Source organism: Candidatus Dactylopiibacterium carminicum (assembly GCF_014736495.1).
Classification (GTDB): domain Bacteria; phylum Pseudomonadota; class Gammaproteobacteria; order Burkholderiales; family Rhodocyclaceae; genus Uliginosibacterium; species Uliginosibacterium carminicum.
Genome location: NZ_MDUX01000052.1, coordinates 1 through 25,873 on the forward strand (window position 1 = coordinate 1; position 25,873 = coordinate 25,873).

Consider the following 25,873-nt stretch of genomic DNA (forward strand, 5'->3'; position numbering starts at 1 on the left):
CCCCCCCGTAGCGGCCCGGCCGACGCCCATAGCCCGTCAGGGACTTGAGGCCGATCTGGCGCATCAGCCGAGCAACACGATGCTTGCCGCAGGATTCGCCCAGATCGCGCAGGTCATGCGTGATCTTACGGTAACCATACACGGCACCACTTTCCAGCCAGCACTGCTTGATCAGGCCTTCAATGCGCTGATCTTCCAGGGCAGGTGCAGACAGCGGCTGGGCTTGCCAGGCGTAGTACCCACTCGGATGGACCCGCATGACCTTGCACATGCGTCGGATTGGCCAGACGTTCTGATGCGCTTCGATGAAGGCGTACCTTACCCGGACTGCTTGGCAAAGTACGCTGTGGCCTTTTTTAGGATGTCGCGCTCCTCGGTTACCCGCTTGAGCTCGGCTCGTAGCCGACGTAACTCGTCCTCTTGGCTATCCTGCGTTTGACGCTCCTGCGGCGTCAGGCTGTAGCGCTTGATCCATGCGTACAGACTGTGGATGCTCACATCCAGTCGCCCGGCAACGTCCGCAACGCTATGTCCGCGATCGGTCACTTGCTTGACCGCTTCAATCTTGAACTCTTCCGTGTATCGCTTGCTACTCATAGACACCTCCACTTGGTTGCCAGCTTAAGGCTTCGAAGTGTCTAGTGAACCGGGGGCGATTCAGTTTTCGGTCGGCGTCAACACTGCTGACGAAACCCTGCCGCAAGCGTTCCAGCGTGCGCATCGCCTTGGCTTCGGCTTCGCGCAGCAGCCCGCGATGAATCACGGCTTCGCCGCTGCGGTCGAGGGTGACGATGGCACCGGCCACGGCGCGCACGTCCGGGGCGTAGCCCTGCAAGGCTTCCTCCACGGCTTGCAGTTCCCCGGCGACCTGTTCGCGGCGCGGTTCCAGCGCTTCGGTCTTGTCCTCGTCCTCGGCGTCGTAGGCTTCTTCCAGTTCGGCGTCGATCTTGTCGAGGCGGGTTTGCAGCGATGCGATGCGGCGGGCTTCGCGGGCGCTCGGTTCGCGGCGCTGGCGCGGTGCGTTCTGGAACGCCTGCCTCTCTGCATAGCTCATGTGCGGCACGGCTTCGACCCACGCCCAACCCTCGGCGCGCACGTCCCCGGCCAGCGCATCCAGCTTGTCGCGTACCAGCGTTTCCAGCAGCGCGGCGTCGGTCAGGTAGGTTCCGGCATCGCCTTCCGCGAACAGGTCGCGGCGGATGCCACCGCCCGCCGCCGTGTAGGCGTCCAGTCCGGCGAAGCGCACCAGCGGATGCGTGGCGTCGATTTCGCGCTCGGTCAGGCGTTCGCGCAACGCGGACGCGCCACGCTGCCATTCGGGCGCACCGTAGAACGCGGCTTCCTGCGCGGCGTGGTCGTCGGTGATGGTCAGGGCCATCAACTGTTCCAGCGTGACGGCTGCCGCCCGGTAGTCGGCCAGCAGGCGCGGCGAGACGTTGGCCAGCTTCAAGCGGCGCTGCACCACCAGCGGGGACACGCCGAAGTCGGCGGCAATGCGCTTCTTCTTCGCCAGCAGCTTCAACGCGGTCAGTCGGCGGTCGCCCGCCACCACTTCGTATTGCTCGCCATCGGCAGACAGGATGACGACGAGGTTTTGCAGCAGACCGATGCGGGCGATGCTCGCGGCCAGTTCGGGAATGGACAGGCGCGGGGTCTTGCGTGCGTTGCGCTTGGAGCGGCGCGGCAGCAACTGCGAGAGCGGAACCAAAATCAGGTTCTTGGTCGGGTCGGCCACTTCCAGCGGCGCGGCGGTTTCGATGGCACGGGTTTCGATTTGGGTAACGGCGTTCATGGTGACAACTCCTTGCGGTTAGGGATGCAGCTGCGAGAGAAGCGGCAAGGGCTGCTGCCTGCCCCTGCCGCGTGGGGATTCAGGCTTTCAACTGGCGCATGCCATCGGCCAGCAGCCAAAGCGCACGGTTGAGGCGGATGTTCTGGTCGATGCCCTGCACCGGGCGGGTTTGCTGGCGGCGTCCGTTGGCGCTGCGCCCGCGCAGGCCGCCTTGGGTCAGGTTCTCTTGCGTGCGGTTGAACACGCTCCACAAGTCCGGGCGGCGGTCGTCGTGGCGGCGCGGCATCAGGATTTGCGATTCCGTGATGGGCGCGGGCTTGTCAGGGTCGTCGTACTTGAGGGCCAGCGCGGCGCGGGCAAATACTTCGGATTCGCCATCGTTCAAGGTGATGGCGCGCATGGAATCGCGGGATTCCTGCACGCGGTCGAAGCCGCTCAAGACTTCGTAAGCGCCTTCGATGACCAGTCCGGCCACGTCGCCTTTGTGGGGCACGCGCACGTCTGCCACGGTGTCGCCGCAGACAAGACCGTTGCTGCACACGAACCGGAACATGCCCGCGAGCATTTGGTAAGAACTCGTGCCGTCGTGGGAATTGAGCAGCACGATTTCATTGGCTTCCGCGCCGTTGATCTAGCTTGCATGGCGCAGGCGCAGCATGTGTTTGGTGTGTTCGCGCTTGCCTTCGTCGCGCACGCGGGCCTGGCACGCCATGAAGGGCTGGAACCCTTCTTTGCGAAGCTCCGCCAGCACGGCGGCGGTCGGGATATAGGCGTACCGCTCGGAACGGCTTTCGTGCGGCGCGTCCGCGAAGATGGACAGCGCGACCCTGCGGATTTGATCGTCGGACAGCGGGTAATCGCTGCGCAGCGAGGGAGAACGGGAAGCGAATCTGGATGCGAGTTGCATGGCATTTCTCCTGACGAAAAGGGTTTGCTGTTCAAACCGCACACCGGATTCCTAGATTCGGAGCCCAGCTTTTCGGCTGTTTGGTGCGGTCGGCACGAGGAACCCGGTTGGCCCTGTTGCCACCGTCTTTCCTGAGTTCATCGCCCGCGACGGTCAGGAGCGCGCGGACGGGGGCCGTCAAGGAAACAAGCGCAGGGTTGGTGCGGCCCGCAGGCGCAGCCGAGGACACGGCCCTGCGCGCCTTGACGGCACACGGGCGCGGGCTACGGTCGCGGGTAAGGTGATGAAGTCAGGGGATACGGCTGGACAAGGCAACGGCCATCCCTGTGTGCCGACCGCACGCAAGCAAAGCGCGCAGGCCCGAAGCTGGAAGCCGGGCTGGAGACGTCAGCCGAGCGGAGCGAGGGAACGATGAAAGCCCGTCAGGGGCGAGACGCCGCAGGCGGCTCGATGCGCAGCACGACAGCGCGACCGGCCATGTTTGTTGGCCGGGGACGTCCAGCAGGGACGGCACGACCGCCGGGATCGAGGTTGGCCTGGAACAACTTGCGAAAAGGTATCGTCAGCAGGCATGACGATCCACACGTCTGATGAGAAGGAGAACGGACTATGCAGATTTTCAAGAATGTAGTGGCAGCCTTTCGCGCTCGCCGCAGATGGCGGCTGGATGAATTGAGCGATTGGGTAGTGGCACCTCTCGGGGCAGCATCGTTTCTAATCGCTGGGTATTGGGGCATGGCAGTAGGCGACGTCCTGCCGGAGCTGGTCTCGGTGACGAACCGACATGGCCTGAGCTGGTTCGGAGCCGCGGCCTTCGTGTTGCTCGGCATGATGGGCGTCACCATTTGGTTCCACGCTCACCTTGCGGCACGCTGCAATGCCGTGTTGAAGCAGCGGCACTTCAGTTGGTAGCGCAGCGGCCCGCAGTGCAGTGCCTGGGCTACCTGGCGCAGCAAAAAGGGGGGCCGAAGCCCCCGAAGTCAGAGCAGACCGCGCTCTGCAAATGACGTAGTAGCACCGCCAGCGACGATGATGTGGTCAAGTGTGCGCACGTCCACAAGCTCCAACGCTGCCTTAAGCTGCCGCGTCAACGCCCTGTCCGCAGTGCTGGGCTCTGGATGCCCACTGGGATGGTTGTGCGCCAGGATCACTGCCGCCGCATTGGCTCGTAGCGCCTCCTTGACGACCTCGCGCGGATGCACGGAAGCGCTGTCGATGGTGCCGCGGAACATCTCGGTGTACTCGATCAAGCGATGCTGGGTGTCGAGGAACAACACGGCGAACACCTCATGCTCGAAGCCAGCCAGCTTGGCACGCAGGTAATCCTTCACGACGGCTGGAGAACTGAACTCGGCCCCGCGCTGCATCTTCTGATCGATGGCCTCGCGTGCCGCTTCAAGAATCTGCTCGACCGAGGCCAACAGGTAACGGCCTCGGGTATCGCGCACATGCAGCAGCGAATCGAAAGAGGAAAAAGACAGTTGCGACATGATCGTGCTCCGGTTGCTCGGGCGGAATTGCCTGGAACCGGCGCCTCACGGCGCAGCGCAAGCAGTCAGGGATCACAGACGGCCAACAGGCCGCAAGCGTGCGAGCACGCGCAGTCATTGACGGCGAGAACGCCGTGATACGGTGAAGGGAACAGCAAGCCCGCCCCTCCATCTCCAACGAAGAAGTGGAAGGCAAGCGCAGCGCGCAGGCCCCGATCAGCGATCCAGGCCGAAGGCATCAGGGATCAGAGCCGGATGGCCGTGAATCGCAGAGGCGCGGGGCGCAGCCCGCGAGCCCGACGGCGGAACGCCGGGATGCTTGTTTCCTACACTTGGCCTTGCTGCAGCAAGTTGTCGTGATCGCTAGCGATAGCCACCATGACGTTCACTGCGAACACATGGAATCTGGACGATGGCTGCCGACTCGGAACCGATCAGAACCTCTGAACAAGACACTACTTCCCTGCCCCACCCTGGCACCGAGTGTTACGCCGAGCTTCCGCAGTTCCCGAAGGGATCACCGCTCCCCTTTCGCCGCACGATCCGCCGACGCGAGCTGCATCAGATCGTGCCCTTGGCGGAAACCACCATCTACGAAATGGAACAGCGCGGCGAGTTTCCCCGGCGCTTCCGACTGACGCCGCGCTGCGTGGTCTGGGATCTGGAAGAGGTCGAAGCCTGGATTGAAGGACGCAAGCAAGCCTCGCGGTCCGCAGAGGCCGATACATCGCCCGGCCCGGACGTGAGGCTGCGTCGGCACCGCCCTGTTCGATGAGACCGCCATTTGGCGTCTACGGCGACTACCCGGCATCCACCCTGACCAGTTCTGCCCCGGGAAACACCTGTGCCATCTGAGCCTCAGCAAGCGCGACCGCCACATCTCGCTCCCGCGCTTCCCGGCTGAAGGCCAGCGCGACGTGCCCAGGCCGACCCCAGCCTACCGTGGCGTCGGCACAGTCGCTGCCGGTCAACCGGCGCAGAACCTCATCCTGCGAATCCAGCTCAGGATTCAGCGCATAGACCAGTGTGAAATCGTGAACCATCGCGATCGCTCCATCCGCTTGTATTGCCCCTGTGTCAGCGCGCCTTGATGCGTGCCAGCACGTCCGCCAACTGACCACGATCCGCAGCGCGTTTGGCCGCCGTGCGCTGCGCCAGGTTGTGCAGCTTGCGCCGCACACCGGGCAGATCTGCCGCATGCGCAAAGCCGATCAACCCGAAGTCCGGCTGCTCATCCTCGACCGATTGCAGAAAGGCGCGCGATGGCTCGTCCAGCCAATGCGCCACGCGCGCCAACAGACGCTCGCGGCTCTCCAACAAGGCCGTCGCTTCAATGGGCTCGGCCGTCATGCCCTTGAAGTGAGTCTCGAAGGTGGCCTCGAAATCCGCAGGTACGCGCGGCGCCAGCATTTCCCATGCTGGCTTGGGGCTGCATGTCAGGTACACGAGAAAGGTCCGCCAGAGACCTACATCTGCCCGCTCATCCTCCAGCAGCAGGCCAACATCGAACAGATCGCGCGGATGCTGCCGCGACAGCGCTGCCGCCAGCTTGCCGGCATACAGGTCGGCGAAATCCAGCACCTGGACTTCGGCGAAGCCGAACGCCTCCTCCACCCGTGGCCGCACGACCATGGTTCGCACTGGATGGACCGTCCCGCGCATCACCGGCGTCGTCTCGATCTGCACACGCGCGCGGCCGCGACTAGCCACCAACCGGGTGACCGCCCCGCCTTCGCCCGCTGAAGCTTGGACCTGCAATTGCAAAGGCCGGGCGCGCATCGCGTCGGTTAGTCGTCCGAGTGCTTCAGCGATCAGCTTCGCATCCTCGGCATAGTCGTGCACCGGCAGCCAGGCCAGGTCGATGTCCACCGACAGTCGCGGCAGGTCATGCTCGAACAGGTTGATGGCGGTGCCGCCCTTGAGCGCGAAGCGCGGCTCCTGGGCCAGCACCGGCAGGATCTCCACCAGCAGCCGCACACGGTCCGTATAGCGCCGATCCCATCGATCAAGCCAGGTGCTCATCGAGGTCTCCTGGCAAAGTGATCTGGTAGGTCGGATGCAGACGCCCGCCGGGCACCAACGCGCGCTTGCCCCGGCCCAGATCGACGCCATCCAACGGCACATGCTCCAGCCACGCATGCCGATGGCGATCGGCCAAAGCCAGGAACAGCCGCTTGGCCTTGATGCTGCGGCTGTGACGCAGCAGCAGGCCGACGCGCTGCGGGCGCAGCGTGGTCATGGCCTGCATCAGCGCATCGGCCTCGTAGACCCCTGCCGCATCCGATACGCCATCACACAACTCCAGCATGGCTCGCTCGGGCGTCGAGCAGACCAAGGCATCGACACCAGGTGCAGCGGAGTGCCAGGCCAAGCCCGCCTCGGACAGCGCCTTCTCGGAGACTTCCGCAGTGAAGGACACGGCCGGCAGATCGAACGGCCCCTTGCCGAGGTACTCGAAGCGCTGCTCCATGGACAGCTTGCCGACCCAGCCCGGCGGCAGTACCGATCCGTAAAGCGTGATCGTCCCGGCATCGCCCAAACGCAAGTAGTGCTCATGCCCTTGCAAGGCCAGCGCGAATCGCCCACCGACATGCAGTGGCATGCCCTCCCCACCCTGTAGGCTGCGGACCACCCCATCCCATTGGAGCCGCCCGCCCGCGCGCATGTAGACGCCGCGCGCCGGCGACACCAGCCAGCCGCTGCCGACATAGCGCGCGACTAGGCTGTTGGAGTAGTCATGCGCGCGCAACCAGCGGCTAGACACCAGGCGCGTATCGCCTAGTTCGGCCAGCAAGCGGTTCAATTTTCCTGAATTTTGAGCATCCATAGTGCTCAAAATATCAGTTTTATAAACCTCCGCCAAGGGCCATGAGTTTGCAAATTCAGGAAAAAGATCATCCAGAGTGATCTTTTTCTGATAAACACAAACCCCGGGCGACCCACCAAAAGCGTTCCCAGCCAAGGTCATCATGCGCTCCTCCCTCACAAAGCCGGGCTGAGCACCGGGACCGACACGTCCTCCGGCACCAGCTTCGGCACATGCGTGCGCCCATCGATCCATGCCTCCACCATGTCGGCCCACTCCTGGAGCATGTGCCGCCGCGGCCCGGCGTACTCGGCCTTGTTGTAGACCGACCGCGACGTCCGGCTGCCTTCTTCATGCGCCAGGCACTTCTCGATCCAGTCCCCGTTGAAGCCCACCTCGTTGAGCAGCGTGGACGCGGTGCGCCGCAGGTCGTGCACCGTGAAGAGAGCTCCAGCGGCAACCCGGCTTCCTTCGCGCGGGAGCCAATGAGCTGGGTCACCCGGTTGAGCGTTGCATGCGACATGCAGCGATCGGGGTGATAGCGCGACGGCAGCACGAATCGCGAGCCAGCCGCGCAGGTGTGCAGTGCCACGAAGATGTCCATCGCCTGCCGCGACAGATAGACCACGTGCGGCTTGCGTCCCTTCATCCGCACCTTCGGAATCGTCCAGGTGGCGTTCTCGAAATCCACCTCGTTCCAGGTCGCCTCGACCAGTTCGCTCTTGCGCACCATCGTCAGCAGGATCAGCCGCAATGCCAGCCGGATCGTCGGATAGGAGGCAATGGTCTCCAGTTGGTGGAAGGCCAACCGGATCTCGGCTGGCGACAGCGCCCGGTCCTTGGGAACGAAGGTCGCGATCGAGGCCGCCTTCACGTCGTCGGCCGGGTTGGCGAGCCGTTCGCCGTGCAGGATGGCGAAGGCATAGACCTGCTTAACGATGTCGCGGATGTGGATGGCCGTGGCCGGTGCGCCGCGCGCCTTCACCTTGTTGCACAACGCCCGCAGGTCGTCGGGGGTGACTTCCTTCAGCTTGCGATTCTGGAAGACCGGCAGGATGTCGCGGTCGATGATGTGCTTGCGCATCGCCCGGGTGCTGTCGGCCATGCGGGCATCGGCCAGCCAGCGTTCCGTCATCTCGCCGAAGGTCCTGGCGGCTGTCAGTCGCCGCTTGGCCCGCTGCTTCTCCAGCGCCGGGGAAAGGCCCTGATCGACGGAGCGCTTGGCATCGAGCAGCCGCTCTCGCGCCATGGCCAGCGACATGCCGGCCGGCCCATACCGTCCGAGCGTGAGCGTCTCGCGGCGCCCATTGAGACGGTAGTCGTAGCGGAAGGTGATGGTACCGGCGGTCGATACCGCAACGTACATGCCATCGCGATCAAAAACCTTATAAATCTTGGACTTAGGCTTGAGATTGCGCAGTGCAGTGTCGGTGAGCATTAAGGGTGTTCCTCCTGTTCGTGACGGCTTTTACCGTCAGGGACCTGGAGACCCGTTGATGCTCGGAAAGCCGCATGAAATAAGCTTTCCTCAGGAGTTTTTTACCGTCAAAGACCGGTTCGGTCTCAATAGTAAACAGGAAGGTCTGGATCCGACCTCCGGGGGCTTACCGTCAGTTCTGTCGCCGACCCGTTCTGCTGGCCGGCGATAGCCACCGATAGAAAACGCAACTTATACTTTTAGAATCAACAAGTTAAGTTACCTCTACCGATACCTGGCGATAGCCCCCGAAGGACGCTCCGTCATTCCCACTCGATCGTTGCTGGCGGCTTGCCGGAAACGTCGTAGACGACGCGGTTGATGCCACGCACTTCGTTGATGATGCGGTTGGAAACCTTACCCAGCAGCTCGTAGGGCAGCTCAGCCCATTTGGCCGTCATGAAGTCGCTGGTGCATACCGCGCGCAGCGCAAGCACATATTCGTAGGTGCGGCCGTCACCCATCACACCCACGCTCTTCACCGGCAGAAATACCGCAAACGCCTGGCTGGTCTTGTCGTACCAGTCGGCGGCACGCAGCTCATCAATGAAGATGGCGTCAGCGCGGCGCAGCAGATCACAGTATTCCTTCTTCACTTCGCCCAATACGCGCACGCCCAGACCCGGACCCGGGAAAGGATGGCGATAAACCATCTCGTGCGGCAAGCCCAGTGCTACGCCCAGTTCGCGAACTTCGTCCTTGAAGAGCTCGCGCAGGGGCTCCAGCAGCTTGAGGTTCAGGGTTTCCGGCAGACCACCGACGTTGTGGTGACTCTTGATGGTGTGTGCTTTCTTGGTCTTGGCACCAGCCGATTCGATCACGTCCGGATAGATGGTGCCCTGTGCCAGCCATCTCGCCTTGGGCAGCTTCTGCGCTTCGGCCTGGAAGACTTCGACGAATTCGCGGCCAATGATCTTGCGCTTGGCTTCCGGATCGGTGACTCCCGCCAAGTGGCCCATGAACTGATCCACGGCATTGGCATGGATCACCTTCACGCCCAGGTGCTTGTTGAAGATCTGCATGACCTGCTCGCCTTCGTTCAGGCGCAGCAAGCCGTTATCGACGAACACGCAGGTGAGCTGATCACCGATGGCACGGTGGATCAGTGCTGCAGCAACAGATGAGTCGACGCCGCCCGAAAGCCCCAGAATCACTTCGTCATTGCCGACCTGCTCGCGGATCTTCGCCACGGCCTGATCTATGTAGTTCGGCATGGTCCAGGAGGGTTGAGCCTTGCAGACCTTGAGCACGAAGCGATTGAGCATTTCGCGCCCTTGCAGCGTGTGCGTCACTTCCGGATGGAACTGCACGGCGTAGAAGCCGCGCGATTCATCGGCCATTGCCGCGATCGGGCAAGCCTCGTTGCTGGCAATCACGCTGAAACCGGCCGGCATTGCCGTAACCTTGTCGCCATGGCTCATCCACACTTCGAGGAATTTCTGACCGCCGGCATCGGCACGATCTTCCAGACCGTCAAAGATGGCGCCGCCGGTTGCCACGATCTCGGCATACCCGAACTCGCGAACCTTGCCTGCTTCCACCTTGCCCCCCAACGCCTGGGCCATCCACTGCATGCCATAGCAGATGCCCAGTACCGGCACGCCCAGCTCGAACAGGCGCGAATCCGCCTGATAGTCGGACTCATACACGGAGTTGGGGCCCCCCGAGAGGATGATCCCGGTGGGGTTGAATTCGCGGATGAAGTCGATGGAGACATCGAAGGAGTGCAGCTCGCAATACACATGCGCTTCGCGCACGCGACGGGCAATGAGCTGGGCAACCTGGGAGCCGAAATCGAGGATGAGGATCTTGTGCATGATGGTTCAGTGCGTAGCGGAATCGAAGGTGGCAGCCGCCGCGCTGGCCGGCTCCGGTTTGTGCGTGCGCAGGTAGCGCAGCGCGAACAGCGCCGCACAAGCCTGCAACAGTGCGCAGAAATAGTAAGGGGCTCCCACGCGCCAGTCCGGCAGCGTCAGATGTGAAACCATGGCCAGCAAGGGAGTGGCCAGCACCGGCGCAGCCACTGCCATCAGACTGTTGAGCGAGGATACCGCGCCCATGGTCTGCCCCTGGCTGTGTTCGTCAGCGGAATTGGAAATCAGACTCTGCACAGCGGCCGTGGCTCCAAAGGCAAAGACGTTGCAGGCGATCACGGCATACATCATCCAGCCCTCGGTTGCCAGCCCCCACAACAGATAGGCCATCGCGCCGGATGACAGGCCGATCACGGCAAAACGGCGAGTGCCGAACCAGTTAAGGAAGCGACGCAACAGGAAACCTTGTACCAGTACCGCCATGACCCCGACGGCAAACAGCGACCAGCCGTTTTCGCCCGGCCCCCAGCCAAAACGCAGCGAGTTGGCAAGAACCCAGACGGTATGCATCATGAACTGCGCCAGTGAAGCAAGCGCCATCACAGCCACCAGTAGCCCGACCCCCGTAAGCCGTGTCAGATTACGCAAGGCCGATACCAGATTGGCCGAGCGCCACGCCATCGGCTTGCGCTGTGCGAACGACAGGGACTCTGGCAGCACAAAATAACCATAGGCCAGATTCAGCAGGGCCAAAGAGCCGGCGACGTAGAACGGCAGATGCAGATTGATGGCTCCGAGGATGCCCCCCATCACCGGCCCGAGGATGAACCCCATACCGAACATTGCCCCCAGCATGCCGAAACGGCGCGCCCGCTGCTCGGGCGGCGTGATGTCCGCCACATAGGCATTGGCGACAGCAGCATTGGCCTGCATCGCGCCACCGATCAAGCGCACGCCGATCAGGACTGCCAGTGAAGTCGCCATCGCAGTGGCGAAGAAATTCAGCGCCAGGCCACAGAAACCCAGCAACAAGATCGGGCGGCGCCCGAAGCGGTCGGAAAGTGCGCCGAGTACGGGCGCTCCGAGGAAATTGGCAAACCCGAACGCAAAAGCCACGGCGCCATACCACCACGCCTGCTCCGTGGGGTCTGGCGCGAAACTGCCGACCAGTGCGGGCAGTACAGGCACGATCAGGCCGATCGATACCATGTCGATCAGCACCGCGATCATGATGAAGGCCATGCCCGCACTGCGGCCCTGCTTCGGGATTTCGGGGGCCGTGGTGCGGAGGGTCATCAAAGGTCTGCCTGGGTTGTGAAAAAAGAAACCGGGCCGCCACACAGGCAGCCCGCACGACTCAGTCGACCTGATGGTAGTTGGGCGCTTCCTTGGTGATCTGCACGTCATGAACGTGAGATTCACGGATACCTGCCGATGTGATTTCGACGAACTCGGCCTTGGAGCGCATTTCGTCGATGCTGTTGCAGCCCACATAACCCATGGAAGAACGCAAGCCTCCCATCAGTTGGTGGATCACCGCGCCAACCGGCCCCTTGTAGGCAACTCGGCCTTCAATGCCTTCGGGCACCAGCTTCTCGGCTGCGCCGTCTTCCTGGAAGTAACGATCCGCAGAGCCCTGCTGCATCGCGCCCAACGAGCCCATGCCACGATAGGACTTGTAGCTGCGGCCCTGGAATAGCACCGTTTCGCCCGGAGCTTCTTCGGTACCGGCAAACAGGCCGCCCAGCATCACGCAATTGGCTCCGGCAGCAATCGCCTTGGAGATATCGCCGGAATAGCGGATGCCGCCGTCGGCGATGAAGGGAATGTTTTCGGCCGCAAGTACCTTGGCAACGTTGTCGATGGCAGTGATCTGGGGCACACCCACACCGGCCACGATACGTGTGGTGCAGATCGAGCCCGGGCCGATGCCGACCTTGACCGCATCTGCGCCAGCATCCACCAGCGCACGTGCCGCATCACCGGTGGCAATGTTGCCGCCGATCACATCCAGATGCGGGAAAGTCTTCTTGACCCAATTGACGCGGCTGATCACGCCTGCCGAGTGGCCATGGGCGGTATCCACCACGATCACATCGACACCTGCCTCCGCGAGCAGCTCGCAGCGCTCTTCGGTCCCTTCACCAACCCCCACCGCTGCGCCCACGCGCAGACGGCCCTGGGCATCCTTGGCTGCCATCGGGTGATCGGTGGCCTTCTGCATGTCCTTCACGGTGATCAGGCCATACAGCTCGCCATTGCTCTTGAGCACCAGCACACGCTCCAGGCGATGCCGGTGCATCAGCACACGGGCCTCTTCCAGCGTAGCGCCTTCCTGCACGGTCACCAGACGATCGCTCGGTGTCATGATCGCGGAGACAGGCTGATCGAGATTGGTTTCGAAGCGCAGATCCCGGTTGGTGACGATACCGACGACCAGCTTGCCATCCACCACCGGCAGGCCGGAAATGTGGTGCTGACGCGTCAGTGCAAGCACTTCGCGCACACTCAGCGTCGGCGGGATCGTGATCGGATCACGCAGAACCCCGGATTCGAACCGTTTGACCTTCGCAACTTCCTGCGCCTGCAGACGCGGCGTAAGGTTCTTGTGGATGATGCCGATGCCGCCTTCCTGGGCCAGCGCGATGGCCAGGCGGGCTTCGGTCACGGTATCCATGGCTGCGGATACCAGCGGGATGTTGAGTTGGATGTTGCGGGTCAGGCGAGTGGCAAGACTGACATCGCGGGGCAGGACGTTGGAGTGGGCGGGGACCAGCAGGACGTCGTCGAAGGTCAAAGCCTTCTGGATCAAACGCATGTTTATAATCCTCTCAAGTCAATCGCCGGGCTCTCCCAAGATTGACTTGGCCCCCGCAGGGGCGGCTTGGTCACTGAGTACCGAGCCGGAGACTTGCAAACCGGCAAATGAGCATTATACAAGGGCGGAACATCTTAGTGAATCAGCCCGCCAGACTCGGGAGTCTTCCAATGAAATCGAGAGCCTTGTCCTTCCTGCTGCTCGCCACGTTCTCGCTGGGCGTGAACGCACAGATCTACACCTGGAAGGATGCCAACGGCCGAACCCATTTTTCTGATCAACCGCCGACCGGCGTGGAAGCGCGTACGACTCGCGGCAAGACCAGCCCGCCACAGCCGCAATCGGAACCCGCAGCTTCCGAACCGAGCGCCAGTGCATCCGGCCCCAGGGGCTGGCAGGAGCAGGACAAGGAATTCCGGGAACGCCGCGCCAAGCAGGCAGAAGACGCCGCAAAGGCCAAGGAAGAAGCTGCCGCCAAGGCCGAGAAGGCGCAATATTGCGACAGCCTGCGCCGCAATCTGACCCTGATGGAGCGTGGCGGCCGCGTGGGGATGCCTACCGCGGGCGGCGAGACGGAAATCATGTCCGACGCTCAACTCAAGGCCGAGGCCGAGCGTCTGCGCACACAACTCGCCAGGGATTGCCGCTGACGCGGCAATCCCTGGCGAGGTCAGGCAGTCTCAGCCTCTCCGCCGCCCTTCCTGGTGACTTTGCCTTCCTCGGCACGTTTGCGGCGCACTTCCTTGGGATCGGCGATCAACGGACGATAGATCTCCACGCGATCGCCTTCGCGCAGGCTGCTGTCCAGCCGCACGAGCTTGCCATATACGCCGAACTTGCTCTCGCCAAGCGAGAGCTCCGGATACTTTTCCAGCAAGCCGCTCGCCTGCACGGCCGCCTCGACGCTCGCCGGCTCATCCAGATGCAGCTTCACCAGCTCCTGACGATGCGGCAAGGCATAGCACACCTGTACTTCGATCTTCCTCTCACTCATGAGCGCTTCTCCCGCACCAGTTGCTCCGCCCGCTTGACGAAAGCCTCGACGAAGGAATTGGCTATGTGATTGAAGACCGGCCCCAACACCTTCTCCAGCAGATGGCCGGAAAATTCGTAATGCAGCGCAAACTCCACCTTGCAGGCGGCTTCCCCCAGCGGCGTGAAACGCCATTCGCCATCCAGCTGGCGGAAAGGCCCCTCGCGCAAGCGCATGCGAATGCTGCGGCCCGGCTCGTTCTCGTTGACCGTGGAGAAATGTGCCTTGATACCGTGGTAATTGATGTGCAGGGTCGCCAGCAGACCGGTGTCGCTGCGCCCGGAGACATCCGCGCCCGCACACCAGGGCAGGAAGGCTGGATAGTCTTCCACGCCGTTGACGAGACGATACATGTCGTCGGCACTATGCTCGACGAGAACTGACTTCTGGATCTGGGCCATACGAGAGCGGGTGAAGCCGCGCGGGGCGGCACTGATAGAATGGTGGATTCTAGCGGATACGCGCCGCCAGGCGGCGTGCGGCAGAACATACACATGAGCATCATCGACAATCGCAAGGCGTTTCACGACTACTTCATCGAAGAGCGCCTGGAGGCAGGCATCGTGCTGGAGGGCTGGGAAGTCAAGGCCATCCGGGCCGGTCGCGCCCAGATCAAGGAGGCCTATATCCTGGTGCGCGGTGCCGAACTGTTCGTGATCGGCATGCACATCAGTCCGCTGCTGGCCGCGTCCACACACATCAAGCCGGACCCCGTCCGCACACGCAAGCTGCTGCTGCATGCAGGCCAGATCGACAAATTCATCGGCAAGGTCGAACGTGCCGGCTTCACGCTGGTGCCGCTGGATCTGCACTACAGCAAGGGCCGCGTGAAGATGGAAATCGGCCTGGCCAAGGGCAAGAAGCAGTACGACAAGCGCGAGAGCGAGAAGCAACGCGACTGGGATCGTGAAAAGCAGCGCCTGATGCGCGAGAAAGCTCGCTGAGGCGCTTGCCGTGAACACCCTGCTGCTCTACTGGATCACGGGTGTACTCGAAGCCGGTCGCAAGGGCATGGATATCGTCGGCGCCAGTGCCATTGGCCTGGTCTGTGCTGCGGGCGGGGGCACCCTGCGCGACCTGCTGCTGGGCCGCAAGGTTTTCTGGATCGCAGATCAGACCTATCTGCTGGTCGCCCTGCTCGCCGCCGTGATGGTCTATTTGCTGGTACGCAACGTGCGCTTGCCACCCAGACTTTTTCTGATCCCGGACGCCATCGGCCTGGCATTGTTCTCCGTCTCGGGCACGCTGATCGCGCTGCACTCCGGTGCTCCCTGGCTGGTCGCCGCGCTGATGGGCGTGATTACCGGTGTGCTGGGTGGCGTGCTGCGAGACATTCTGTGCAACGACATCCCGCTGATCTTCCTGCCTGGTGAGCTGTATGCCGTGGCAGCCACGGGCGGCTCGTTGACCGTCGTGATCCTCAAGGCACTGGAGTTCAGCCAGCCAGTGGCCGCCTGCAGTGGTTTTGTCATCGCGCTGGGGCTACGCGCGGCCGGGATGTTCCTGCAGTGGCGGGCACCACACTGGAAGCCACGCGAGTAAGGACGCTGCATCTAAGCGCAGCAAGGCGCTCCGGCGGCCATCCCCGCCCGAAGGCAAGAACTGATCAGCGAGATAAGGCAGCCGTCAGCGGCAGCACATGCTGCGAACCGAGCGTCGGCGTCTGCAATTGAGCGGTCTCGATCCAGTCTCGGATCGGCTCGACGAGGAAACCGGCGCCTTCATCTGTCATGTGGATGCCGTCGTCCGCCCGCAGCTTCACCAGCTTGCCCCGCGCATTGGCGCGATATTGCGCGAACGCGTTGTCGACGTAGCCCAGCGCCGGATTGGGGTCCAGCCACTGTACAGAGGGGTGTGCCTGTAAAGCTTGCTGCACCAGCGCGTTCATGTGTGCCATGCGACGCGAGAAGCCCTTCTCGCGCATCACTGGCATGCCAACCCAGAGCACGCGCGTGTCATTGGCGGTGATCAGCGCCAGGAAGCGGTCCAGTCGCTCGAGATAGAAGGCATCCCATGCCTCGCTACCGAACCTCAACACATCACGCCCCACCTGCACGTTCTGCGCGTCGTTCGCCCCCATCGCGCAGATCACCAGACGCGGAGGGCGTTCGGCAACCATCAGCGGATAGCGCTCCAGCCAGTCGAACACTTCGGGACGAGCAAGCCCGGTGCCAGACCGGAATGCGCGCACCAGATGCAGGCGTTTGTCGCTCCCCAAGCCGCGCGTCAGCGCCGGCGCGAGGCCGACCGCCATCATCGAATCGCCCGCCAGCGCGATTGCTACGCCCTCGCCTGTCGGCGTCACGGCGATACTCCTGGATGGCGCGCGAGGCAATTCCGGTGCGGCAAGCGGCCACGATCCTACTGGGACGGGCTCGGGAACGGACGCTGGCTCAGGCATGTCCTGCACAGGTTTCGGGGCTATCACAACAGCTGGCCCGGTGAGCACCACCGCTTCGGCCTGTTCAAGCGCCGGCGCGAAGAGCGGTGTCAATGCATCCTTGCCCGCGAGCAACACTGCGCGTGGCCGCGAGAACCCGAGTGGCCGGACGGCATCCGCCCAGGCTTCGGCCACCGGCAAGCTGACGCTACGCAAGGGGCCGACGGCAAGACGATCCGCCCAGGTACGCAGGCCCTCGGCTTCGACGACGAGCGCCAGCAGCACAGCCCCCAATAGCGTGAGGAAGAGTCGGAAGAGAGAATCGAAACGGCGCAGCATCGTCAGAACTGGAAGTAGATGAAGGGGGCGGGATCACTCGGTCCGAGGACTTCGATCAGCACCAGCAAGGCAGCGAATGCCGCGCCATGTGCCAGAGGCTGGAGGCGCATGGCCGCGAGTTGCCAGCGCAGATGCCAACGCTCGGGCAGATACTGCAACCCAATGCCCAACAGCACGCAGAGCACGGCCCCCAGCGGCAGATCCCAGCCCCAGTCACCCACGAAGAGCTGTGTCAGCACCGCCTGCACGGAATCCATGGAGTCGGCACGGAACAGCACCCAGCCCAGACACACCGCGTGGAACAGCAGCAGGCGCGCCACCCAGGGCCACCAGCGCGAAGCCCGCCAGCCGCCATCGGTACGACCACGCCAGAAACCTTCCCACTGCCTGTGCAGCACCAGCAGCAGACCATGCCAGCCGCCCCAGAGCACGAAATTCCATGCGGCGCCATGCCACAGACCGCCCAGCAGCATCGTCACCATCAGGTTGATGCGCGTGCGCCAGGAGCCCTTGCGCGAGCCGCCCAGCGGGATGTAGAGGTAGTCACGCAGCCAGCTCGACAGCGAGATGTGCCAGCGGTGCCAGAACTCCTGCGGCGAAGCGGCCGTGTACGGTGCGTTGAAGTTCAGCGGAAAGCGATAGCCCAGCAGCAGCGCGCAGCCGATGGCAATGTCGGTGTAGCCCGAGAAGTCACAATAGATCTGCACCGCATAGCCATAAATGCCTAGCAACACCTGGCTGGCACTCAATGCACCGGGGTTCGCGAACACGTCATCGACGATCAGTCCGGCCAGTGTATTGGCGATGACGACCTTCTTGAAAAGACCGACGAAGATCAGTTGCAACGCGCGGCCGGTTTCGATGCGTGTGGGGTCAGGCGCCTGTTGCAACTGTGGCAGGAATTGCGAGGCGCGCAGGATGGGGCCGGCGATCAGTTGCGGAAAGAAGGCGACATAGAGCAAGGCATCGGGCAGCGCCACCTTCCCGTGCAGTTTGCCGCGCAACGCATCCATCATCAGCGAGATGGCATGGAAGCTCATGAAGGATATGCCCAGCGGCAGCATCGGCGAGTCGTATTCCAGACGCAGCGTGATGCCGAAATCTCCCGCCAGGGTCACCAGATTCTGCAGCAGGAAACCGGTGTACTTGTAATAGGCCAGCACACCGAGGCAGCCGGCCACCCCCAACGCCAGCCACAGACGCGGGCGGCTGCCCTGTTGGATGCCACGCGTGGCGATCCAGGCCCACAGCGAAATGCCGAACAGCAGCGGCACGAAGGCCCAATCCCAGAATCCGTAGAAGACATAGCTGAGCCCCAGAAGGGCGAGCTTGTGAGCGCGGTGAAAGCGCAGCAGTCCCCATCCGGCGCATAGCGACAGCAAGAAGAACAATGCGTATTCGACGGTAGGGAAAAGCATCCGGAGAGCCGCGACAAGCACAAATGGCTGCGAATCTTAACAAAATCGAGCCATGCCCCGCAGCACACAGCCGACTGAACGGGACGAGCCCCACCAAGCTGCCGCCGTTCCTTCTCCCTGAAGGGGAGAAAGTGGCCGACAGGCCGGATGAGGGTGACGAGATATGGCCAGCGCAACCCAGAGGGCGACAGAATCAGGGGGTTCTCTCCCTCTCCCGGCCCTACGGGCCACCCTCTCCCCCGCAGGGGCGAGGGTAAAGGCAGGTGTCGCGACGAGATCGGGACCTGAGCGGGACGCGCTACTTGCACTCCCGCCCAGCCGCCGCCGTTCCTTCTCCCTCGAGGGGAGAAGGTGGCCGACAGGCCGGATGAGGGTGACGAGATACGGCCCGCGCACCCCAGAGGGCGACAGAATCGGGGGGGCTCTCCCTCTCCCGGCCCTGCGGACCACCCTCTCCCTCAAAGAAAGAGGGTAAAGACAGACATCGCGGCAAAACCGAGGTTTGAAGGCGCGCGCCGAAATGACGCCAAGCCTGGAATCGGTGCCGCTTACTGCGCCTTGCCCAGCACCGATGCTGTGGCGATCAGCTCATCGAGCAGCGCCATCGAGGCAGCACCGCTGCAGGAGAAAGGATCGATCACTGGTTTCTCGGCATATTTGAGCAGCAGCGAAGCATTCACGCGCGCGAGATTCACCTGGCCCATGGTCCAGCTGGCGAAGCGGCGCTCCGAGATTTCCTCGTAGGCAAGCAGGCGTACCTGCTGATGACGCGGATCTCGCACGATGGTGTTGTAGAGCTCGCAGACAGCATCGCGCCCGCCTTCCAGCACCTGCATGAAGACATCTCCGCTGTAGCAAAGGATGCCGGTCACCCCATGTGCCGGATTGTGGGCGCGGGATTGCGCAAGGATCGAATCGATGATATCGCCGGTGAGCGGCTGGGCGGCGCGGCTGGCATACAGCAGGCGGACAAGCATGGCGAAGCTCCTCAGGGATTCAGTTTGATCAGCGACAGAAATTCACGGCGCAGCGAAGCATCCTTCAGGAAGGAGCCACGCATCACGCTGTTGATCATCTTGCTCTGGTTGTCCTTCACTCCGCGCCAATGCATGCAGAAATGGTCGGCCTCCATCACCACGGCCAGACCATCGGGGCTGACCTTGTCCATCAGCAGCTTGGCGACCTGGGCGATGGCCTCCTCCTGAATCTGCGGCCGGCTCATGATCCAGTCGGCCAGACGTGCGTACTTGGAAAGCCCGATCAGGTTCGAGTGCTCGTTGGGCATGATGCCGATCCACAGCTGGCCGATGATCGGGCAGAAGTGGTGCGAACAGGCGCTGCGCACGGCGATCGGCCCGACGATCATGAGTTCGTTGAGGCTTTCCGCATTGGGAAACTCGGTGACCGGCGGCGGCGGCACATAGCGGCCGCGGAAGACCTCGTTGAGGTACATCTTGGCCACGCGCCGCGCCGTGCCTTGAGTGTTGTGATCGCTCTCGGTATCGATCACCAGACTCTCCAGCACGCCCTTCATCTTCTCCGCTACTTCATCGAGCAATTCGTCGAACTCTCCCTCCTCGATAAAGGAGGCGATGTTGTCGTTGGCGTGAAAACGCTGCTGGGCCTTCTGGATACGCGCACGAATGCGGGCCGACACGGATTCGGCTACGGGAACATAGGTCGGGAATTGTTTGTCCGGCATGGACGACTCCTGACGGAAGCAGGGCCAAGAGCTTAGCGCATCGACCGATCCACCGATACAGACACCAGGTAATGCTCCCATGCCCCGACGTACGTGGCCTGAACAGCCGACACCGCGCCATCCCGGTTACCATCCCCATCGGACTTCAAGCTTCATGACTGCCTTGCGCGCCCTGTACTTCATTCTGCTGCTCCAGCCGCTGACAGCCCTCGCCTTCACCTTCGAACTGGAAGCGCCTGCAGACCTGCGCCCCATGCTGCAACAGCACCTGGAGGTAGCACGTGCCCAGCAGCAGCAGGACGAGCCACTGGCGCCCGACGAACTGCAGCGATTGCTGCTGCTCAGCGAAAGCAGTGCGCGCGAGCTGCTCGCCACCGAAGGCTATTTCTCACCTACGATCAGCAGTGATCTCACCGGGCAGCAGGATGCCGAGCTGCGTGCCAGGCTGAGCGTCAGCCCGGGGCCCCGTACCATCGTTCGCGAACTCGTGCTGGACCTCACCGGCGCAGCCAATGAAGGGGAACGCCAGGCGCGCATGCGCGGCTTCCTGCTGCGCGACCTGCCGCTGCGCGAAGGCATGCCCTTCCGCCAGGCCGACTGGAGTGCGGCCAAACAGGCCGTGCTGCGCCCGCTGCACGCCTTCCGCTACCCGGCGGCCAGCCTGGAAGCCAGCGAGGCACGCATCGACGCCGATCGCAATGAAGCGAGCTTGCTGCTGCGTGTCGACAGCGGGCCGGCCTTTTCCTTCGGCGAACTGCAGATCAGTGGCCTGCAACGCTATCCCGAGAGCATCGTGCGCAACCTCAGCAGCATTCGCCCGGGTGACACCTACAGCCAGCAGGCGATGTTCGACCTGCAGCGCGCACTGGTCGACAGCGGCTATTTCACCCAAGCACAGGTGCGCATGGAGCCGGATCCCGCACAAGCCACTGCCACTCCCGTGGAAATCGAGGTTGTGGAGCAAAAGGAAAAACGCTTCAGCTTCGGTGCCGGCATCAGCACCGATACCGGCCCGCGCGTCAGCAGCGAATGGATGCTGCGCAACCTGCGCGATCGTGGCCTGCGCCTCACGCTGGAAGGGCAGATGGATCGCGCTGCGCAGCAAGGCAGCGCCACGCTGGCCTGGCCGAAAACCCCGCGCGGACGCGAGCACAGTCTCAGCCTGCAACACAAACGTGAGGACATCGAAGGCCAGGAAACCCGCAACAACATCGTCGGCGGGCGCACCAAGCAGACCCGGGGAGACATCGAAACCACCATCGCGCTGCAATACCAGGAAGAATCGCAATACGTGGGTGACGAATTCAGTGCCCGCAACCAGGCGCTCACCGCCAACTACATCTGGACGCGCCGCCACGTCGGCCGCGCAGTCTATCCGCGCCGTGGCTACATCCTGACGCTGCAGGGTGGCGGCGCCAACGAATGCCTGCTCACCGACACCAGCTTCCTGCGGCTCTATGCGCGGCACACGCAGAATTTCCCCCTCGGCAACAACGCCCGGCTGGTGCTGCGCGGCGAGGCCGGTGGCGTCTTTTCCGAACGCCGCGACGGCATTCCCACCGATTTCCTGTTCCGCGCCGGCGGCGACACATCGATCCGCGGTTACGCCTACCAGAGCATCGGCCGCGACACCTCGGGCGCGGTGCAATCGGTTCGCTACCTGGGCACCGCCAGCATCGAATACCACCGATTCTTCACCAGTACCTGGGGCGGCGCGGTATTCGTCGACGCCGGTGACGCCACCGACCAACCCGCACAATTCGCACCGGTCTTCGGATATGGCTTCGGCATGCGCTACGCCTCGCCGGTCGGCCCGATCAACCTGGATCTCGCCTGGGGCGAAGCCACCCGCAAGCTGCGCCTGCATTTCACGCTGGGGGTCACCTTCTGATGCGCCGTCTGAGCCGCCGCTTCCGTCAGCTTGCGCTCGCCCTGCTCATCATGATGACGGGCTCCGTGCTGCTTTTCGCCTGGCTGCTCGGCAGCGAACCCGGCTTCCGCTGGCTGCTCTGGCATGTGGATCAGTTCGCGGGCGACCGGGTGGAAATCCGCGACGTGAGCGGCAGTCTCCGGAACTCCCTGCGCATCGGTCGCCTGAGCATCCGCACCGCCAACCAGCACGTCCGGATCGAGGAACTGGCGTTGAGCTGGCAGCCCACCGCACTGCTGGGCAAGCATCTGCAGATCAACCACCTCGGAGCACAACGCGTATTGGTCGAAAGTATCGGCGCGACGGAAAAGGAACCGGGTTCAAGCCTCACCCTGCCCGCCAGCCTGCGCCTGCCGATCACGGTCAAGGTCGACCGTCTCACGCTGGGCGCACTGCAGATCGCCGAGAATCAGCCTCCACTGCTGCAGGAACTCCGCGCCAGCCTGGACGCCACACAAAGCCCTTATCGCCTCGACCTGGACACCCGCACCGAATGGGCCGATCTGCAAACCAATCTCGCGCTCGCCCCGGACGCTCCCTTCCAACTGGATGCCAGTCTGAGCGCACAACGCGAGACAGCTCCTGCGGCAGAAGCCGAGCTGCAACTGCACGGTCCGCTGGAACAGCTGGTCCTGCAACTGCGTGCCCGCGCAGGGGAGGCCCGCCTGCTGGCAGATGGCCAGCTTGCGCCCCTCGCCGAATTGCCGCTGCGGGCACTCAAGTTGCAGGCCCGGCAGATCGACCCCCGCGCCTTTGCACCCGAGGCCCCAGCTGCCAGCCTCGATCTGGATGCTGAACTCAGGCAGGAAGCCACGGATGCCGTCCGTGCCAGCGTCCGGCTGACCAATCGTCAGGCCGGGCGCATCGACCAGCGACGCCTGCCGCTGCAATCCCTTTTCGCCGAATTGCGGGCCACACCGGCGTCTGCCAGCATCGAAACGCTCCGGTTCGATCTGGGACAAGCCGGCAACTTCGAAGGTACGCTGCAATGGCTGGACCAGCGCCTGAAACTCGAACTGCAGGGGCCACGCCTGAACCTTGCCGGACTGCACAAGGCACTCAATCCCACCCGGATCGTCACCCGTCTAGCACTGGAAGCGGACCCGCAGCGTCGTACCCTGACGCTGGATCTGAACGAAGCCCGTGGCCGGGCCAACCTGAAGCTCAGCCAGGAGGGCGACCTGATCACCCTGCACAGTCTGGAAGGCAGCGGCACGCCGGGGCGCCTCAGCGGTCACGGCAACCTGCGGCTGGATGACAGCAAGCAGTTTGCAGCCACGCTCTCGCTCGATGGCTTCAACCCCGCGCAGTTCGGCAAGTTTCCGCAAGCCAGCCTGAATGCCCGGCTGCAGGCCAATGGCAGCCTCGCACCCGAGCCGCGCCTGCAGGCCGAGCTGCAATTGCCGCCTGGTCATCTGGAAGGCCGGCCGGTTGCAGGAGATGCGCGACTGCGTTACGACGCAGGCCGCCTGCACGCACTGCAGGCCAACCTTCGCCTGGCCGGCAATACCGTGAGGCTTGCCGGCGCCTATGGCCGTGACAACGACGAACTGCAATGGCAGCTCGATGCTCCCGCGCTGGCGCGGCTACACCCATCGATGGCCGGCCAACTGCGCAGCCAGGGACACAATCGCGGCCTGATCGGGCGCGGCACACTGGAAGCCGAAGTGACTGCCCGTGCACTCTCGCCCTGCCCGGCCAGGTTCAGTTGCCCGAGCTGGATCTCGCGCTTTCGCTCGACACCCATGCAAAAGGCCGCTTCTCCGGATCGCTGCATGCCCGCGCGCCCAGCTTGCAAGGACGGACGCTGGAATCGCTGGAAATGCAGCTCAGTGGCCGCCGCGATGCCCATGACCTGACGCTGCAAGCCGTAGAGGCCACGCAACGTCTTGAACTGAAACTGGCTGGCGGGCTGGACGACAGGCCACGCTGGCAAGGCGAGATCCGGCAACTCGAACTCTCCGGACCGCACCCGCTGCGCCTGCTGGCCCCCGCCAGCTTGCGCGCCGACGCTGACGAACAGCGCCTGGCGGGATTCCGTTTGCAAGGTGCCGGCGGTGAGCTGGATATCGTGGAACTGTTCCATCGCGCAGAAGGCGTGCGCAGCAATGGCGCGTTGCGTGAGCTCGCACTGGCCGACCTGCTCGCGCCGCTGAAGCTGGATCTTCCTTTCACGACCGACCTCCGCCTCGATGGCGACTGGAATCTGGATTACGACACCCAGCGCGACAGCCTGCTCGGCCATCTGCAGATCCAGCGACGCAGCGGAGACCTGCGCCTGCGCAGCCCTGCACAGGCACTTGGTCTGGAAACCCTGGCCGTCCAGCTTGATTCGACCCGGACAGAGGCGCGCACCCGAGTACGCATGGCCACCAGTCGGGGCGCACATGTCGACGCCGATGCCACAGCACTGATCGAGCGCGGCCTGCGCCAACTGGATGCTCGCACACCACTGCGCTGGCAACTGGACGCCAACCTGCCAGACCTGCTCTTCACCCGCGCCCTGTTGCCACCAGGCATCAGCCTGGATGCCGCCTTACAGGCAAAACTCACGGGCGAAGGCAGCCTGGCCACACCGCGTATCGAGGGTACGGCCAGCCTGGGCAACATCCGTATCCGCTACCCGCAGGAAGGCGTTGCCATCACCGGCGGCGAACTGCGCCTGCGCCTGGACGAAAACCGCCTGCAAGTCGAACAGGGAAAACTACAAGGGCAGCAGGGCCGTATCCTGCTCAGCGGCGGCATGGCGCTGCAGGACTACCGGAGTGACCTTGAGCTGGTCTTCGAACAATTCGAAGCCACCCGCCGCGCGGATCGCCAGGTGCAACTTTCCGGCAACACGCGTCTGCAATTCGACGGCACGGGCCTGGCACTTACCGGCACCCTGAAGGTGGACCGTGCCCGCCTGGAAATACCAGAGGCCTCTCGGCCAAGCCTTTCGGATGACGTGATCGTCATCCGCAATGACGCCCCCGCAGGCAGGCTGGTGAGCAAGTCGCAGGCCTTCCGGCTGGATCTGCGTATCGAACTCGGAGAACGCACCTACTTCAAGGGCGCCGGGCTGGATGCCCGCCTGGGCGGTGCATTGCGCGTGTTTTCCGACCCGCGCGGGCTGCGCGGCGAAGGCTCCATCCAGGTTGAACAAGGCCGCTTTTCCGCCTATGCCACCACGCTGGACATCAAGCGCGGCATCCTGCGGTTCAATGGCCCCATCGACAATCCCTCGCTGGATATCCTTGCCGTGCGCACCTTCAGCGAGATCACGGTGGGCGTCACCGTCGGCGGCAATGTTCAGCGCCCGCTCGTCTCGCTTTATTCCGACCCCGACATGCAAGACAGCGAAAAACTCGCTTGGCTGGTCCTGGGGCACGGTCTGGACGGCACGGGCCAACAGGAATTCGCCCTGATGCAGCTCGCTGCCAGCGGTCTGCTGGCACAAGGGGAATCCGTAAACCTGCAGGCCAGCATCGCCGAAACCCTGGGCATCGACAGCATCTCGCTACGCGCCGGTGATGGCGAAGATCTCAGTACGGCGGTTGGCAGCGTCGGCAAACGCATTTCCGCACGTGCCACCTTGAGCTACGAACAGAGCATGGATGGTCTCAACCAGGCCGTGAAACTCATCTACCAGCTCACTCGCCGCATCCGCCTCGAAGCCCAGGCGGGCCAACGCAGCAGCTTCGACGCGATCTACACCATCGATTACGACTGAGATCGGGGAAAAGGGGCGCCGGGGCTTTCCCGCCGCAGAAGAACGCCATCGACTCCGAGTAGTCATTCAGTTTTGGCAGGCTCGATGAATCGCCCCCGGTTCACTAGACACTTCGAAGCCTTAAGCTGGCAACCAAGTGGAGGTGTCTATGAGTAGCAAGCGATACACGGAAGAGTTCAAGATTGAAGCGGTCAAGCAAGTGACCGATCGCGGACATAGCGTTGCGGACGTTGCCGGGCGACTGGATGTGAGCAT

Annotated in this window: 24 protein-coding genes and 2 pseudogenes; 9 read left to right on the plus strand and 17 right to left on the minus strand. The window is 63.3% G+C overall.

Annotated elements, in window-relative coordinates; all coding sequences use genetic code 11:
• From BGI27_RS13745 to BGI27_RS13755, 3 genes and pseudogenes are all read right to left on the minus strand, one after another.
• Positions 1 to 597, minus strand: a pseudogene (locus BGI27_RS13745) (IS3 family transposase); the annotation flags it as partial.
• A complete protein-coding gene (locus tag BGI27_RS13750; protein ID WP_478210104.1) occupies positions 590 to 1,792 on the minus strand; it encodes a ParB/RepB/Spo0J family partition protein in 1,203 nt (400 codons plus the stop codon). The pseudogene BGI27_RS13745 and the gene BGI27_RS13750, both read right to left, overlap by 8 nt.
• A 79-nt stretch (positions 1,793 to 1,871) precedes the next feature.
• Positions 1,872 to 2,699 (minus strand): annotated as a pseudogene (locus BGI27_RS13755) (DUF932 domain-containing protein).
• 609 nt (positions 2,700 to 3,308) lie between these two features.
• Here BGI27_RS13755 and BGI27_RS13760 point away from each other — a divergent pair.
• Positions 3,309 to 3,611 carry a hypothetical protein gene (locus tag BGI27_RS13760; RefSeq protein WP_095525424.1) on the plus strand — a complete coding sequence of 101 codons (303 nt, stop codon included), beginning with the start codon at positions 3,309 to 3,311 and terminating at the stop codon, positions 3,609 to 3,611.
• A 68-nt stretch (positions 3,612 to 3,679) separates the two neighbouring features.
• On the opposite strand, the gene radC is transcribed toward BGI27_RS13760, so the two are convergent.
• Positions 3,680 to 4,189: a RadC family protein gene (gene radC, locus BGI27_RS13765; RefSeq protein WP_095525425.1), complete on the minus strand. Its 510-nt coding sequence runs from the start codon at positions 4,187 to 4,189 to the stop codon at positions 3,680 to 3,682.
• A 412-nt stretch (positions 4,190 to 4,601) separates the two neighbouring features.
• On the opposite strand from radC, the gene BGI27_RS18985 reads away from it, so the two are divergent.
• A complete protein-coding gene (locus BGI27_RS18985) occupies positions 4,602 to 4,964 on the plus strand; it encodes a helix-turn-helix transcriptional regulator (RefSeq protein WP_095525426.1) in 363 nt (120 codons plus the stop codon).
• A 25-nt stretch (positions 4,965 to 4,989) separates the two neighbouring features.
• Here the strand turns inward: BGI27_RS18985 and BGI27_RS13775 are convergent, their stop codons facing one another.
• The 7 genes from BGI27_RS13775 to guaB all read right to left on the minus strand — a co-directional run bounded on the left by BGI27_RS13775 (position 4,990) and on the right by guaB (position 13,104).
• On the minus strand, positions 4,990 to 5,232 hold the full coding sequence (locus tag BGI27_RS13775) for a transcriptional regulator (RefSeq protein WP_095525427.1): 243 nt from the start codon (positions 5,230 to 5,232) through the stop codon (positions 4,990 to 4,992).
• 34 nt (positions 5,233 to 5,266) lie between these two features.
• Positions 5,267 to 6,211, minus strand: a complete 945-nt coding sequence (locus BGI27_RS13780) for a nucleotidyl transferase AbiEii/AbiGii toxin family protein (RefSeq protein ID WP_095525428.1) — start codon at positions 6,209 to 6,211, stop codon at positions 5,267 to 5,269.
• On the minus strand, positions 6,195 to 7,160 hold the full coding sequence (locus tag BGI27_RS13785) for a type IV toxin-antitoxin system AbiEi family antitoxin domain-containing protein (protein WP_478210105.1): 966 nt from the start codon (positions 7,158 to 7,160) through the stop codon (positions 6,195 to 6,197). Before BGI27_RS13785 ends, BGI27_RS13780 begins: the two co-directional genes overlap by 17 nt.
• On the minus strand, positions 7,084 to 8,433 hold the full coding sequence (locus BGI27_RS13790; protein ID WP_478210106.1) for a tyrosine-type recombinase/integrase: 1,350 nt from the start codon (positions 8,431 to 8,433) through the stop codon (positions 7,084 to 7,086). Before BGI27_RS13790 ends, BGI27_RS13785 begins: the two co-directional genes overlap by 77 nt.
• A gap of 302 nt (positions 8,434 to 8,735) precedes the next feature.
• On the minus strand, positions 8,736 to 10,289 hold the full coding sequence (guaA, locus tag BGI27_RS13795) for a glutamine-hydrolyzing GMP synthase (protein ID WP_095525430.1): 1,554 nt from the start codon (positions 10,287 to 10,289) through the stop codon (positions 8,736 to 8,738).
• A gap of 6 nt (positions 10,290 to 10,295) precedes the next feature.
• Positions 10,296 to 11,582 carry an MFS transporter gene (locus BGI27_RS13800; RefSeq protein WP_141239772.1) on the minus strand — a complete coding sequence of 429 codons (1,287 nt, stop codon included), beginning with the start codon at positions 11,580 to 11,582 and terminating at the stop codon, positions 10,296 to 10,298.
• 61 nt (positions 11,583 to 11,643) lie between these two features.
• Positions 11,644 to 13,104, minus strand: coding sequence for an IMP dehydrogenase (guaB, locus tag BGI27_RS13805; protein ID WP_095525431.1), 1,461 nt, complete (start codon positions 13,102 to 13,104; stop codon positions 11,644 to 11,646).
• Between the two features lie 170 nt (positions 13,105 to 13,274).
• Here guaB and BGI27_RS13810 point away from each other — a divergent pair, with 170 nt between their 5' ends.
• A complete protein-coding gene (locus BGI27_RS13810) occupies positions 13,275 to 13,754 on the plus strand; it encodes a DUF4124 domain-containing protein (RefSeq protein ID WP_170943050.1) in 480 nt (159 codons plus the stop codon).
• Between the two features lie 20 nt (positions 13,755 to 13,774).
• Here BGI27_RS13810 and BGI27_RS13815 read toward each other — a convergent pair whose 3' ends face one another.
• Positions 13,775 to 14,098, minus strand: a complete 324-nt coding sequence (locus BGI27_RS13815) for an RnfH family protein (protein ID WP_095525433.1) — start codon at positions 14,096 to 14,098, stop codon at positions 13,775 to 13,777.
• Positions 14,095 to 14,538: a type II toxin-antitoxin system RatA family toxin gene (locus tag BGI27_RS13820; protein ID WP_095525434.1), complete on the minus strand. Its 444-nt coding sequence runs from the start codon at positions 14,536 to 14,538 to the stop codon at positions 14,095 to 14,097. Before BGI27_RS13820 ends, BGI27_RS13815 begins: the two co-directional genes overlap by 4 nt.
• A 93-nt stretch (positions 14,539 to 14,631) precedes the next feature.
• Here BGI27_RS13820 and smpB point away from each other — a divergent pair, with 93 nt between their 5' ends.
• Entirely contained in the window at positions 14,632 to 15,081 is a 450-nt protein-coding gene (gene smpB, locus BGI27_RS13825) for an SsrA-binding protein SmpB (protein WP_095525435.1), read from the plus strand.
• A gap of 10 nt (positions 15,082 to 15,091) precedes the next feature.
• Positions 15,092 to 15,679, plus strand: a complete 588-nt coding sequence (locus BGI27_RS13830; protein WP_223871809.1) for a trimeric intracellular cation channel family protein — start codon at positions 15,092 to 15,094, stop codon at positions 15,677 to 15,679.
• A gap of 64 nt (positions 15,680 to 15,743) precedes the next feature.
• On the opposite strand, the gene BGI27_RS13835 is transcribed toward BGI27_RS13830, so the two are convergent.
• From BGI27_RS13835 to folE, 4 genes are all read right to left on the minus strand, one after another.
• On the minus strand, positions 15,744 to 16,856 hold the full coding sequence (locus tag BGI27_RS13835; RefSeq protein ID WP_095525436.1) for an SGNH/GDSL hydrolase family protein: 1,113 nt from the start codon (positions 16,854 to 16,856) through the stop codon (positions 15,744 to 15,746).
• Between the two features lie 2 nt (positions 16,857 to 16,858).
• Complete coding sequence (locus BGI27_RS13840) at positions 16,859 to 18,274, minus strand: MBOAT family O-acyltransferase (RefSeq protein WP_095525437.1); 1,416 nt, start codon at positions 18,272 to 18,274, stop codon at positions 16,859 to 16,861.
• A 548-nt stretch (positions 18,275 to 18,822) separates the two neighbouring features.
• Positions 18,823 to 19,251, minus strand: coding sequence for a BLUF domain-containing protein (locus BGI27_RS13845; protein WP_095525438.1), 429 nt, complete (start codon positions 19,249 to 19,251; stop codon positions 18,823 to 18,825).
• Between the two features lie 11 nt (positions 19,252 to 19,262).
• Complete coding sequence (gene folE / locus BGI27_RS13850) at positions 19,263 to 19,976, minus strand: GTP cyclohydrolase I (protein WP_095525439.1); 714 nt, start codon at positions 19,974 to 19,976, stop codon at positions 19,263 to 19,265.
• A gap of 154 nt (positions 19,977 to 20,130) precedes the next feature.
• Between folE and BGI27_RS13855 the strand changes: the two genes are divergently transcribed.
• The 4 genes from BGI27_RS13855 to BGI27_RS13870 form a co-directional block, all read left to right on the plus strand.
• Entirely contained in the window at positions 20,131 to 21,867 is a 1,737-nt protein-coding gene (locus BGI27_RS13855; RefSeq protein ID WP_095525440.1) for an autotransporter assembly complex protein TamA, read from the plus strand.
• Positions 21,867 to 23,765 carry a translocation/assembly module TamB domain-containing protein gene (locus tag BGI27_RS13860; RefSeq protein WP_170943051.1) on the plus strand — a complete coding sequence of 633 codons (1,899 nt, stop codon included), beginning with the start codon at positions 21,867 to 21,869 and terminating at the stop codon, positions 23,763 to 23,765. Before BGI27_RS13855 ends, BGI27_RS13860 begins: the two co-directional genes overlap by 1 nt.
• Positions 23,729 to 25,618: a translocation/assembly module TamB domain-containing protein gene (locus BGI27_RS13865; RefSeq protein ID WP_170943052.1), complete on the plus strand. Its 1,890-nt coding sequence runs from the start codon at positions 23,729 to 23,731 to the stop codon at positions 25,616 to 25,618. The genes BGI27_RS13860 and BGI27_RS13865 overlap by 37 nt, the downstream gene beginning before the upstream one ends.
• 148 nt (positions 25,619 to 25,766) lie before the next feature.
• Positions 25,767 to 25,873, plus strand: a 107-nt coding sequence (locus BGI27_RS13870) for a transposase (protein WP_141239830.1), incomplete at its 3' end; no start/stop codon positions are given.